Source organism: Alteromonas australica (assembly GCF_000730385.1).
In the GTDB taxonomy this organism is placed as follows: domain Bacteria; phylum Pseudomonadota; class Gammaproteobacteria; order Enterobacterales; family Alteromonadaceae; genus Alteromonas; species Alteromonas australica.
This window is the reverse complement of the sequence record NZ_CP008849.1, coordinates 4,252,908-4,265,716: the sequence shown is the minus strand read 5'-3', so window position 1 is coordinate 4,265,716 and position 12,809 is coordinate 4,252,908. Positions and strand designations below refer to the sequence as shown.

Genomic DNA, 12,809 nt, shown 5'->3' with positions numbered 1-12,809 from the left:
TTGTATTGCTAATGTATATTTACAGAAGCAAGCTGGGGGTATATGGAAGTAGGTGGTACTCGATTTTTTGTGGTAAGAAGGCGTTGGCTTCCCACCTCAAGGGATTGCTGAAGTGTGACAATCATCTTACATACCGAGGGGTTTGTGGCATGTAGGGGCAAAATAGTCATTAGCTGCTGCTGACATTCTTGAAGTACTCGATGAGCTTCTTCAATATTGTCGCTTTTTATGAGCAAATTAGCCAAGTACATGCCCATGGTGCCGAACGCCAAAACATCCTCTTGTATAGGTTTAACGCTATCCGACGATACCGGTTGGAGCGCAGTTAATATAACCCTGGCCGCTTCAAAGGTTTGATAGCCTAGATACTTCGCTTCCTGCGTATCGCCTCTCAGATGTGCCTGCTGTGTTTGTTTTTGCAGAGCGCAGCGATGCTCTCGCGCAACAAGGGGGTTAAGCTGTAACCACTTGCGATAAACGGGACATAAATGGTGTGTCTTCATATTTGCACCTCCTAATAACTACACTAGTGCAAATAAGAATCATTATCAAATGTAAAGTTCAAAAAAACGATGATGATCATCTAAATAATTTTTTAGATGAGGATCTCATCCTTAGCCAGACAGCTGATTGCTTGCCCACCAAAGAATAATAACGGCAAGCGATAAGGCAATGATTGTTTTTGCTTTGTAGCGTTTAATCAAGTGCTCTGCTCTATCGCCTGCGTAATATACCACAAGCGCCAAGCCGAAATAGCGGATGGCTCTTGCAATGATAGTCGCCAGTAAAAATAAAGGGAGTGAATATTGCGTTGCGCCGGCAGCAAGCATGGCCACTTGAAAAGGTATGGGGGCAATGCCGAGTGTCATTACAAACCAAAAACCTTGGTTTCGCATTTGTTGTTTTACGTTTTCAAATTGCGACTGACTGAAAAAGGTGTCAATCACCCATTGGCCAATCAGGTCGAATAGGTAATACCCTAATGCATAACCAAAGATGGCGCCGATTACACAGCCTAAGGTGGCCATAAAAGCAATTTTCCACAAGCTATCTCGCCTAGCCTGCATCAAAGGAACCATGATGGCTTCAAGCGGCACTGGCACAATGGTGGACTCAAGAAAGGAGGCGGTGGTAATGCCTTTAAGCATATGTTTAGAGTCAACAAGTTGCTGTGTTTTGCGCTTAACCTTTGTGCCTAATGCCATAGTTCCTACTTATTGCTTGTAAATTTTACCGTCCTTCATGACAAAGGCCACGCTTTCAAGTAACCGTATATTTTCGAGTGGGTTGCCTTTTACGGCAATCATATCAGCTAGCTTTCCTGGCTCTAAGGAGCCTAGTGTTTCACTGATACCTAGAAGGTCCGCACTGTTTACCGTTGCGCTCAAAATAGCATCTGCAGGTGACATGCCGGCTTCAACCATCAGAGCAAACTCTTGGGCATTATCACCATGAGCTGATACACCGCTGTCTGTACCAAAAGCAATTTTTACGCCCGACTTGTGAGCCTTGGCAAATGTACTTTGTATTAACGGCCCAATGGCAGCGGCTTTAGGTTGAACCAACGCCGGAAAATAACCGTCTATCTTAGCTTTGTCTGCCACGAATTTACCTGCCAGAATGGTAGGCACATAGTAGGTACCATGTTGTTTCATTAGGTTACGAATTTCATCGTCCATGTAGGTACCGTGTTCAATAGAGTCTACACCTGCAATGACAGCGCGTTTCATCCCTTCTTTTCCATGCGCATGCACTGCCACTGTCATGCCGTAGTCTTTTGCAGTGTCTACAATGGCGCCCAGTTCGTCTGTCATGAACTGTGGATTTTGGCCGCTTTTTGCCACACTCAATACTCCGCCTGTGGCAGTAATTTTAATAAGGTCGGCGCCATCTTGATATCGAGAACGAACCGCTGCTCTTGCTTCTACTTCGCCGTTCACTACGCCTTGTTTTGGTCCAACATCAGGCCTAATCATGTGTGACATGCCATTACTAGGATCCGCGTGCCCGCCAGTAGTGGCTATAGATTTGCCTACAGTATAAATTCGAGGGCCAACCGCATAACCTTTATTAATGGCGTTTCTTAACGCCACAGTTTCATGGTAGCTGTCGCCGAGGTTACGCACAGTGGTGAAGCCTGCATCTAGCGTTATCTTTGCGTAATTAGCCGCGCGCAGCGCATAGTCAGCTTCATTTAACGAGAAACGTTCAAGGTATGTTTGTGGTCCGCCGTGCTGGGAAGACAAGTGGACATGCATATCCATTAAACCAGGTAATACGGTGGCATGTTTTAAATCAATGAGGGTATCGCCTTGTGATGGGGGGGTAAAACCCTCCTCAATGGCTTCAATCTTGTTGCCGTTAACGACAATCGTGACCTGGTGTTTTAAGGTATCTGACGTACCGGTAAAAACACTGCCTGCATGAATCACAGTGTCTGCACTTACGTTAAATGAAAGTGCACTAATAGCAGCGTATAGCAAGGTGAACGGCATGCTTTTCATAAGTATTCTTCTTAATGATTGAATGTATATTGTACAGCTAATGTAAATGAGGCAGCAGAAGAAGGCAAAAGAGAAGTCGAAAAACGTGAATGCATTCTTGGGTTTTCTAGGTGGGGCGTCGTTGATTGTGCTTATGTTTCTTAGTTGCAAGGGTGGCCGAGGCGGGCTTACGACGTTACTTCACCTATGACAAACTGCTTGCCGGCGGAGTCTAGGCTAAATTGCGTTATTGTGGTGTTATTCTCTTTCTTCCTGACTTCTTTCGCCTGTGTCAATAATTGGTAGTAAACATTCTGGTGTAGCCGCGCCCACAGGTTTCGTCTTACGCAAAGGTAAGGAATAGCTGTGGCGTTGTCGTCTCTAAGCGCGCTAGGGGGAACACGTAATTCAATTTGAGATAGGTCGGTAAGAGGGATGGTGTCGCCACTTTGTGTGGTAAACACTAAGGTGTCACCATTGTTTTCCCATTCTACGATAATAAATGGGGTATCTTCGACGCGGATCCCCACTTTCTCTACAGGGGTGACTAAGAAGTAGTTGTCACCTTCTCGTTTAAGCACGGTTGAGAATAGGCGAACCAAGCTGGCTCGACCAATAGGGCTGCCTTCATAAAACCAACGTCCGTCCAGCGCTATTTCAAGGTTAATATCACCGCAAAAAGGAGGATCCCATTTATCGACTGGCGGAAGTGCGCGCGCCTCGCTAGACGCGCCCTTCAATTGTTGCTGAAATCTACTGAGATCCATCTGCTTGAATCAAGGTTTTCAACTCTCGTAACTTCGCTTTAATACGACGCATATTGTCAGGGCCGGTTCGAAGCAGTTGCTTTTGCGGCTCGTTAAGGTTTTCTAGACGAGAATCAGCATACTTATAGGCAACAGAGTCAGTATAAACTTCGACAGGTACAGGGACTTCTGGAGTATCTAGCAATTCGTCAATCGCCATTAAAAGTACCTCATTGAAATCTTGGTCAGGCTCATCACTTATTTCCGCATATTTATTTTGTACGTCCTCTTTGTACAGGTTATACACACTAAGTAACGCTTGATTGTCGAATGACTCCAGCATATCTACATAGGGGGTATACCGCTTGTAGCTAGCGGCGTCAATCCATTGCTTGCCCGCCTGCGAATATACGCGGAACGACTGCTCTGGTGGATTAAGTAGTTGATGATTAGGTGCCATTTCGTCATTTGCTAAATTAGTGACGGTTACCACAAAACGCTGCAGTAGACCTTCGTTAACCAGCATGCGATTAACACTGTTATCGTTGGCGGTAGAAATATCCCGTAACGATGCCTTAATGGCGGGGTCGCTCACATCCAGCGGTTCTGGCTCTGTAGGCTCAGGTTCTGGTAATGGCTCTACTTCATCTTTTTCTTCCAATTCCACGGGAGGCGGAGTAGGTCGAGTTTCAAATACCTCGGGTTCTTCTGGCACTTCAAGCTCGGGCTGAATCACTTCAGGCTCTGGCGCTACCGGAGATTCGTCTTCTGATGGCCAAAATACTATGGCCAGTATGATCACAATGATCACCCCAATAATGAGAAAGTGGGGAACCAACGTACGTTTTTCTGAGGTTTCGCTCATAATGTCTCCGCTGAAAAATTGTCCTTTCTTTTATACTATCAGAGATAACACCCAAAAATTGAAATTCAAGCAAGAGAAATATACTTCTCATCGTGTAATTTTCTTTTTTTGTTCCTCTTTGAACGAACTATGACCCTAAATCGATCGAAATTATTCCGTATTTACGTGCATTTACACAGTGCTAGGGGGAGGATGCCGTCGCTACAGCAAATCATGCCGTGCGCCAGCGCGATGAGTCTTTGACTTCGAGAAATATAAGCACTGTCTTTGAACCCGATAACGCACTGTAACGTAATTAAGTAGGGCGTGTAATAAAACGCTTAAGAACATGTGGTGATAAGGCGGCTACAGAGGCAAGTATGATTAAATTCCCTTACACAAATATTGAACACGCTGCGTGGGAAATAGACTACCTTGAAGTGCAATCGTACGAAATGAATGTGTACTTAGTCTATCTCACGGTTGGGGATAAAAGCGGTATGGTGTACGACAAGCTAGATAAGCCTATGCGTTTTTTTAGTACAGGCCATATCCGAGAAGCGTTTGCTCATTGCACGGTAAAAACCGCCGTGATGAAGCACGACTCACCCTATGACGAAATGATTGGTAACCCGCCTAAAAGCGCCGAGCAAATGGCGCTGCCATTCAGTATGGCATTGCCTTATTAAATCAGCGTACTCGAATTGCTCACGTTGCTATACCAGCCACTTTGCCGCGGCGTCTTGCATATTCACCCGCGCCCCCAAGCGCTTTGCTAATAAATACAGGCCGCCTAGTTTTCGGTGAATAAAAAGAGCGTCAATAGGTGGCGTGTGCCAAAAATCATGTTCATTCGTTAATGCCATGCCTTTATCATGCAACCGGGCGATAAGATCGCTCTTTCCAAAATCGTAGGCCCCCGATACTCGAATAGCTTCACAGGCCTCTAAACCTATATTCACCACGGCCTCTTGTTGTTGCTGGCAATGCGTTGCATGAATTAACCCAATATCTAAAGCCGCTTCGCGCATCATATCGGCATTATTCAGTGCCGCGCTTTTTAACAGTTGCTGGTAGCCCTGTGCAATGTTGTCAGGGATATCGCGAGTGGCACCAAAGTCGAGTAATACCCAGCGCTGAGTTTGTGTATCGAATAAGTAGTTAGCTAGGTTAGGGTCACTTTGAAGTAACTTGAATTCAAATATTTCTTGAAAGAATAACGCCATCAATTGGGTCATAGCTTGATCACGCATCTCTTGGGGTTGTGACAACAGCACGTCTGCAGCTTCTCCCTTTACAAAATCCATTGCCAGTACCGTATTAGTGGTGAGTGACTCGTAAACCTGGGGCACAATAAATCGGCTGGGAGCCTCACTGCTAGCTTCATCTCCTAGCACATTCTCGCTATCGGCATGGCTTAGCGCTGAACGGTAGCGGGTAAGCATGTTAGCTTCGCGGCTATAGTCGGCTTCTTGATGTAATTGTTGCTTGGCTTGTTCAAGTAGCGGTTGTATGTCTAGGGAAGACGGGACTAACCCAGTGAGCTTAATAAGCGTAGCCACGTTATCCACATCGCTATCAATACTTTTTTTCACACCAGGGTATTGCACCTTAATGGCGAGTGTTACGCCATCAAGCGTAATGGCTTTGTGTACCTGACCAATAGAGGCTGCGGCCACGGGGGCAAATGAAAAATACAGAAGCTTATCTTGCCAATCGTTTCCCCACGCTTCATTTAACACTTCAACGAGTTGTGATTTTGGCATGGGATCGGCGTCGTCTCTTAACCGCGCCAGAATATTCGCCAATTCGGGGGGGAGGAAGTCGCCCGTATCCATAGAGATAAGTTGGCCAAGTTTCATGGCGGCGCCACGCATACTGGCTAACTCATCGGCAATGTTGGCGATGTTTTTGGGGGTTAGCAGTAAAGAGGATAAGGCGGGCTTTTCACCTTTTAACCATTGTTCGGCACCCTTAGCGACTACATTTCCCGCCACTTTGGTGGCAAGAAACCCAAGCCTGCTCACTCGACCTAGTCGAGATGAAGGCACCGCTTTTGTGGGCCTAGCTGCTTTATCATCCTGCGTTTTATTAGGGTGACTGGCGTTAGCGTTGAATTTATCCGTCATGGGCGGGCGAAATACCTTGTTGTCGACAAATGGCTAGATGCAAGATGCGCCTAGTTCGATTTACCTAGTGTATACGCCAGACATTTATTGTTGGATGAAGCGGATAAAAAGTTTAAATAAGCTGTGAAACGAGTTGAAGCGTAAAACCCACTACGCTGCCTATGGCAAAACCAATCCAGCCGCTGTGGCTTAAGTAACGGGCTAGCGATGCGCCAAAGATTCCGCACCACAACATTGATGAATAAGTTGCCACCATTCCTTCACCTGCACCACTATTAGGTAAAAACAGCATGGAAACAAAAGTGAGTGCCATGGCACCGCTTAAGGTAACCCATATACTATTTTTGCGGTTTGAGAATGGAGCTTCAGTTGTATTCGTCGCCATAAAATCGTCGTCTGTTCGATAATCCTACAGTTACGTTAAATGACAAATCAAAGAAAGGAAATAAGACTTCAGGAGTAGAAAGCCAGAAAACCATAAGGGGCGGGAGGCGCCCGCACCTTACAATTATTTAATGATCACTATTAATGGTGCTCGCTGTTAAAGCTAACTTCAAGCAAGGTCACGTTGTCGGTAAAGGTAAGGGTCTTAAGAGGCCCGTTACCTTCTACGTTGATGGTGTTAACTTGTGAAGGCCATAAGTCACGAAGTGCATCATGACGTATTTTAAGCCCTTCTATCTCAGGTGGTTGAGCCGTTTCTTGATAAACCCAAAAGTGCTTACCTTCTACTTCAAAACCCACTTGGGTTAACGCCAAGGGCACTTCTTCGCTGTTTAACAGCGCGAAGTGCTTACTCACATAGTCAGCGAAATCTTGCTGAGTATTAGCATCATCCATAATGTCAGCGTGCTTATCGAACAGGGCTTTCACAGCGTGCTCTGCATCATGCAAATTAAAGCGGTGCATGACTTCAATGTTTTCTGTTCGTGGATTAAACAGTACTGTGGTAATAGCCGCTTTAATTTGGTGTGCTTGTGCGGTACCCGCGAAAAAACCAAAAACAATAAGACACAGCGCAAATAAGCGCTGTGTCTTACGAAAAGCCGATAACTTACTTGTCATCGCTTTCCTCGTCATCATCTGTCTTCAGCTCTGTTTTTACATCATGCATTAAATCGCGGTACTCGTAAGTGCTGCGAGGCTTAGACTTATAAGCTTCAATACGTGATGGAATAATACGACGAGGGTAATGGTTATTTTCCACGTCTACATCAGCGGTTTCCCAGTGTGGGTCAACGGTTACGCTAACTAGCTCTTTGTCTTTATCCGTCACAATAAGCTTGCTAACGGCTTTTGGTGTACGGCGCCAAATTTCAGCAGGAATGCGCATTTCTTCCGTAGTACCATCAGTGAAGGCTAGCTCTAGGATAATAGGCATAACCAAACCACCTTTGTTACTGAAATCCAGTACGTAGTAGTTTTTGTCTTCACGAACAGCACGTTCAAACGCTTCACGTTCCCAAGGTTCAAGTTTCTTTAAGAAACTACGGTACTTGTTACGCTCTTTGTTGGTTACAGTGTAACGGTCGTTTTCGTCATAGAAGTCGCTGATATCTTCAAAACGGTCAACCCAAAGCTTCTTACCTTCTTCTTTGTTACGAATATCGGTAAGTGATTTAGGTTTGTCCATTTCAGCTTCGCGCTCACGGGCGAAATCAATATCTGGGTCTTCTGTATTTAGACGCAACTTGTATACGCTGTCTAAGCTAATATCTACGTGATCAGTGGTGTAGAACCACCCACGCCAGAACCAATCAAGGTCAACACCCGAAGCTTCTTCCATAGTGCGGAAAAAATCGGATGGCGTAGGACGCTTAAACATCCAACGTTGTGCATATTCTTTAAACGCAAAGTCGAACAACTCACGGCCAAGAATGGTTTCACGCAAAATGTTTAATGCTGCTGCTGGTTTTGTATAGGCATTAGGACCTAAACGTAAAACCGAGTCAGATTGCGTCATAATAGGCACTTGAGTCTGAGACTTCATGTAGCCTGTAATGTCACGAGGCTCAACACCCCATGGAATGGTTGGATCCCATTCGCGACCAGCAACACCATCTAGGAAGCTGTTGAGGCCTTCATCCATCCAAGTCCATTGACGTTCATCAGAGTTTACCGTCATAGGGAAGTAGATATGCCCTACTTCGTGAATAACAACACCAATAAGGAAACGCTTTTCTGCCAATGAATAGGTACGAGAACCATCGTCACGAAGCTCGGTACGTGGGCCGTTAAAGGTAATCATTGGATATTCCATGCCGCCTACTGGCCCGTTAACTGACTGTGCAACGGGATAGGGGTAGTCGAAGCTGAAGCGGCTATACACTTCCATGGTATGGATAATCGACTCAGTAGAGTACTTCTGCCATAGCTCTCCGCCTTCTTTCGGGTAGAAAGACATGGCCATCACAAGAGGTTGAGTGTCTCCACCTTGTTGGTAACCACGGGCATCCCAAGCAAACTTACGTGACGACGCCCACGCGAAATCACGGACGTTTTCTGCTTTAAAACGCCAGGTTTTTAACTTAGATGTGCCTTCTTTTTCGTTTTCAATGGCTTCTTCTGGCGTGACAACAAAAACAATACGGTCAGCTTTTTCTGCTTTTTTAAGGCGATCACGCTGTGTTTTTGTTAGTACGTCTTTCGGGTTTTGAAGTACGCCTGTAGATGAAACAATGTGATCAGCAGGAACGGTGATGTCAACTTCATAGTTACCGAACTCTAGTGTGAACTCACCACGGCCAATAAATTCTTTGTTGGTCCATGCTTCATAGTCGGTGTACGCCGCAAGGCGCGGAAACCACTGTGCTAGCAAGAAGATATCATTACCACCTTCGCGCTCATCATCAGGGAAGTGTTCATAACCTGCACGGGCAGATACGGCATCTTCTTCAACAATGTTGAATGCAAAATCGATATCAAAGGTAACTTTCTTACCTGGCTTTAATGGTTTGGCTAAGTCAACACGCATTAAGGTACCCACTACTACGTGATGTAGGTCGGTGCCTGATTTGTTTTCTACACGAGAAATGGTGTAACCCAGTTCGTTGTCTTCAACGAATTGCTGACGGCGTAATGCACCCATGCTTAGCTTGGCTGGGGCGCTTCCACTTGCAGATTGCGTCGCTGGCCCACGGTTGCCTATACCACCAAAGGTGGTGGTAAGCGCGGACATCGAGTCGTCACGGAATTTGTTTTGATCTAACTGAATCCAAAGGTATTTCAGTGTATCTGGAGAATTGTTGTGATACGTAATGGTTTCACTAGCTTCAATTCGACGCTTGTCTTCTAAAAGTTTAACGTCAATTTTGTAGTCAACCTGCTGCTGCCAATATTCATGGCCAGGTTCACCAGCAGCATTACGGTATACATTAGGGGTAGGTAAAACTTCGTCTAGCTGACGGAATTTATCTTCAAAGTCGCCTTTTGTTTGTTTTATTGCGGCGCTTGTGGGAAGACATATCAGCATAGACAGAACTGGCGCTAGCCAGAAAAAGTGTCGTTTGTGCTTGTTCATGCAGTTTCCTTGCAACATTGTAAATTAGAATTGTTATACAATAACAATCTTTAGTATATAAGGGTGGATCGGTGAATCCTAGTTTTTGATCGTAAACTACCCCTGTTTTAACGCAAAAAATCTGTAACATTTCTTTTGTTTCATGATTTAACTGTCGTATTCTTATTCCACTTTTATTTATTTCCCATCGCCTATGAACCGTTTTACCTGGCAGCGAGCTGTCATTAAAGTGGGAAGTGCGTTGATAGCCCCCGATGGCGATCAGTGCAGTGCCCGTTATATTTTAGATTTAGCGCGTTTTATTACAGCCAGTCGCCGCGCTGGAAAAGACGTTATTTTAGTGTCGTCTGGCAGTGTGGCCGCGGGTCGAAGTAAAGTAAAAGTCAACCACAATGCTTCTATTGCTGAAAAACAGGCGATGGCCGCTATTGGGCAGATGCAGATGATGGCGAATTGGCAACGTTTCTTCGACTTCCCCTGTGCGCAAGTGCTTCTTACGGCAGATGATTTACGTGATAGAACCCGTTACGTGAACATTAAAAATACCCTTCGAGAAATTCTTAACCACAAAGCCATTCCTATTGTAAACGAGAATGACACCGTGGCGGTGAACGAGCTTAAAGTGGGAGACAACGACAATCTTGCCGCTTATACCGCGCTCGTCGCCCAAGCTGATACGCTAATTATTTGTTCTGACATTGACGGCCTGTATACGGCCGACCCCCGTAAAGATGCCTCCGCCACCCTGATCCCAACCGTTGAGCATATCGATGAAACCATTTACGCATTAGCCGGGGGCGCTGGTACTGCCCTAGGTACAGGAGGAATGCGCACAAAAATTCAAGCAGCAGATAAAAGCACCACCAGTGGCATTCAAACCCTCATTGTTAATGGCAAAAAGGCCGACACCTTCGATAGCTTGCTGAAAGGTGAAGTACCAGGTACGTTGTTTAAGGCCACGCAAACACCGAAAAAGGCACGACGGCTTTGGTTGTCTCATACGTTAAAAACCTGTGGCACTATTAATGTGGATGAAGGGGCAATGCGTGCACTTGTAGAAAAAGGGGCTTCATTGCTTCCCTCGGGTATAACCGGGGTTGAGGGTACATTCAACCAAGGGGATGCCATAGAAATATGGTGCACTGGAAAGGTGTTGGCGAAAGGGTTATCACTTTACGACAGTAGAGATTTAGCCCTTATTAAAGGAAAAAAATCGTCTCAGATTGCTGATGTGTTAGGGTATGAAACAGCCCATGTGGTAGTTCACCGAGACGACCTCGTGTTACTCAAATAGCAAAAGGGAAGAAAAGCCTACGATGACTGACATAACCCCATCGCTTAGCGATTATCCTTATCACGTAGAAATTGCCACACGTTGGCAAGACAATGATGCCTACGGCCATATTAACAATGTGATGTATTACAGCTTTTTCGATACCGCGGTAAATCGCTTTTTAATTGAAGAAGGTGGTTTAAATATTCACAAAGGCAATATTGTGGCCTATGTGGTGAGCAGTCAGTGTCAATACATAACGCCAGCCTCCTACCCAGAAACAATCTTTGTCGGCGTGCGGGTCATTAAGGTAGGTAGAAGTTCAGTCACCTACGGATTGAGTGTGTACGCTGGGGAAGCCAAGCGGCGAGTAGCGCACGGTCAATTTGTGCATGTTTTTGTTGAACGTTTGTCTGACAAAGCGGTGCCTATTCCTGTGAATACCAAAGAAGCGTTAGCGGCTATTTTTGACGAGAGCATTGAGAATGTCTAAGTGGCGTAGCGTCTTTTTAGATGCAGAAACCCTTGGACTCGACTCTCTCGATACCCGCGCGCTCGATCAGCTTAATTTATCGCTGACATGTTATCAGCAGACGTCTGAAGCAAACTTGCTAGCACGTATTGCTGACGCAGACATTATATTGGTCAACAAGGTGCAATTAGAGGGCGCCAGTTTATGTCATGCGCCGCACCTAAAGTACATTGGGGTGACGGCCACGGGCACCAATAATATTGACCTCGAGTACTGTAAGAAAAACGGCATTCGTGTTCAGAATGTGGAAGGCTATGGTACCGATAGTGTTGCCCAACATACCCTCATGTTGTTACTGAATTTGGCCACGAATTTCAGCCAGTACCAAAGGGATATCAAGGCGGGACGCTGGTCGAAATCGCCTCACTTTTGTTTGTCCCAGTACGACGTGATGGAGCTTGCGGGAAAGCATGCCGTTATTGTGGGGCACGGTGAACTGGGGAAGCGAGTAGAAGGTTTATTTAAAGCATTGGGAATGCAAGTGAGTATTGCCGCGCGCCCTGGAAACCCTAATGACACGCGGCCTTCATTAAACACACTGTTACCTAAGGCTGATGTGGTTTCCTTGCACTGCCCGCTTACCCGTGACACCGAGAAGCTCATTAACCGTGACACTTTATCGTTGATGAAACCGACCTGCTTTTTAATTAACACCGCCCGTGGTGGCCTTATTGATGAAGCGGCACTCCTCCAAGCATTAAAAGCTCAGACCATTGGCGGCGCGGCATTAGACGTATTAACGGTAGAGCCTCCACCTGAAAATCACCCATTGATGCAAGCTTCGTTGCCTAACTTATTGATTACTCCCCATAACGCCTGGATAGCCAACGCGTCACGCCAGCGTTTACTTGATAAAGCGGTGGAACATCTCGCTGCATTTATCGCTTAACGAGGGGCTTACTGTCACAGTGCATTGATTTTCTTGTTTAGCTCATAGGCGGGCTCTGTCACTATGGCTTCAAGCGTCTCAATGCGCTGGGTAAGGGCATCAATTTTCTCATCTTTTTCCTGTATGCATGCCTTTAGTGTTTTGGTTTCTGAGGATATGAAGGGGTTATCGCATCGTCCGTTCATCCAATCATTCAATCGCCATTGAAATTTTGCATCCAAGTAACATGCGATGAGCGCAATGGTGGCAATACCGCTAAATAACATTAAAAGGCTTAGTGTCGACATTTGGTTATCCTCATGCTGTGGTAATGAACTCAGTGTGTGTTCGGATTTACTAAGCTAGTCGCTGATGCGAAGAAAAAATTACAGCGACTTTCTGTTTAGATGTAAT

14 protein-coding genes are annotated in these 12,809 nt (G+C 45.7%); 4 read left to right on the top strand and 10 right to left on the bottom strand.

Going from position 1 to position 12,809, the window contains the following annotated elements:
* Nucleotides 1-8 precede the first annotated feature (8 nt).
* The 5 genes from EP13_RS18585 to EP13_RS18565 form a co-directional block, all read right to left on the bottom strand.
* Nucleotides 9-503, bottom strand: coding sequence for a hypothetical protein (locus tag EP13_RS18585; protein ID WP_231401209.1), 495 nt, complete (start codon nt 501-503; stop codon nt 9-11).
* Nucleotides 504-614: 111 nt separating this feature from the next.
* On the bottom strand, nt 615-1,205 hold the full coding sequence (locus EP13_RS18580; RefSeq protein WP_044058574.1) for a YqaA family protein: 591 nt from the start codon (nt 1,203-1,205) through the stop codon (nt 615-617).
* Nucleotides 1,206-1,214: 9 nt separating this feature from the next.
* Nucleotides 1,215-2,495: a metal-dependent hydrolase family protein gene (locus EP13_RS18575; RefSeq protein ID WP_156026874.1), complete on the bottom strand. Its 1,281-nt coding sequence runs from the start codon at nt 2,493-2,495 to the stop codon at nt 1,215-1,217.
* A gap of 176 nt (nt 2,496-2,671) precedes the next feature.
* Nucleotides 2,672-3,250, bottom strand: coding sequence for a DUF1285 domain-containing protein (locus tag EP13_RS18570; RefSeq protein ID WP_044058572.1), 579 nt, complete (start codon nt 3,248-3,250; stop codon nt 2,672-2,674).
* Entirely contained in the window at nt 3,237-4,094 is an 858-nt protein-coding gene (locus EP13_RS18565; RefSeq protein ID WP_044058571.1) for a DUF3014 domain-containing protein, read from the bottom strand. The genes EP13_RS18570 and EP13_RS18565 overlap by 14 nt, the downstream gene beginning before the upstream one ends.
* A gap of 359 nt (nt 4,095-4,453) precedes the next feature.
* Between EP13_RS18565 and EP13_RS18560 the strand changes: the two genes are divergently transcribed.
* The gene (locus tag EP13_RS18560) at nt 4,454-4,762 is read left to right on the top strand and encodes a DUF6482 family protein (protein WP_044058570.1); all 309 of its coding nucleotides are present in this window, start codon (nt 4,454-4,456) and stop codon (nt 4,760-4,762) included.
* A 27-nt stretch (nt 4,763-4,789) separates the two neighbouring features.
* On the opposite strand, the gene EP13_RS18555 is transcribed toward EP13_RS18560, so the two are convergent.
* From EP13_RS18555 to EP13_RS18540, 4 genes are all read right to left on the bottom strand, one after another.
* Nucleotides 4,790-6,202 carry an ABC1 kinase family protein gene (locus tag EP13_RS18555; protein WP_052364493.1) on the bottom strand — a complete coding sequence of 471 codons (1,413 nt, stop codon included), beginning with the start codon at nt 6,200-6,202 and terminating at the stop codon, nt 4,790-4,792.
* Nucleotides 6,203-6,314: 112 nt separating this feature from the next.
* On the bottom strand, nt 6,315-6,587 hold the full coding sequence (locus tag EP13_RS18550; protein ID WP_044058569.1) for a hypothetical protein: 273 nt from the start codon (nt 6,585-6,587) through the stop codon (nt 6,315-6,317).
* A gap of 140 nt (nt 6,588-6,727) precedes the next feature.
* The gene (locus EP13_RS18545; protein ID WP_231497895.1) at nt 6,728-7,267 is read right to left on the bottom strand and encodes a DUF6702 family protein; all 540 of its coding nucleotides are present in this window, start codon (nt 7,265-7,267) and stop codon (nt 6,728-6,730) included.
* Nucleotides 7,257-9,722: a M1 family metallopeptidase gene (locus EP13_RS18540; RefSeq protein WP_081869543.1), complete on the bottom strand. Its 2,466-nt coding sequence runs from the start codon at nt 9,720-9,722 to the stop codon at nt 7,257-7,259. Before EP13_RS18540 ends, EP13_RS18545 begins: the two co-directional genes overlap by 11 nt.
* 193 nt (nt 9,723-9,915) lie before the next feature.
* On the opposite strand from EP13_RS18540, the gene proB reads away from it, so the two are divergent.
* The 3 genes from proB to EP13_RS18525 are packed head-to-tail and all read left to right on the top strand — an operon-like array spanning nt 9,916 to nt 12,416.
* A complete protein-coding gene (gene proB, locus EP13_RS18535; protein WP_044058568.1) occupies nt 9,916-11,016 on the top strand; it encodes a glutamate 5-kinase in 1,101 nt (366 codons plus the stop codon).
* A gap of 22 nt (nt 11,017-11,038) precedes the next feature.
* Nucleotides 11,039-11,488 (top strand): acyl-CoA thioesterase, encoded by a 450-nt coding sequence (locus EP13_RS18530; protein WP_044058567.1) that lies wholly within the window; start codon nt 11,039-11,041, stop codon nt 11,486-11,488.
* A complete protein-coding gene (locus EP13_RS18525; RefSeq protein WP_044058566.1) occupies nt 11,481-12,416 on the top strand; it encodes a D-2-hydroxyacid dehydrogenase in 936 nt (311 codons plus the stop codon). The genes EP13_RS18530 and EP13_RS18525 overlap by 8 nt, the downstream gene beginning before the upstream one ends.
* A gap of 14 nt (nt 12,417-12,430) precedes the next feature.
* Here EP13_RS18525 and EP13_RS18520 read toward each other — a convergent pair whose 3' ends face one another.
* Entirely contained in the window at nt 12,431-12,703 is a 273-nt protein-coding gene (locus EP13_RS18520; RefSeq protein WP_044058565.1) for a hypothetical protein, read from the bottom strand.
* Nucleotides 12,704-12,809 lie beyond the last annotated feature (106 nt).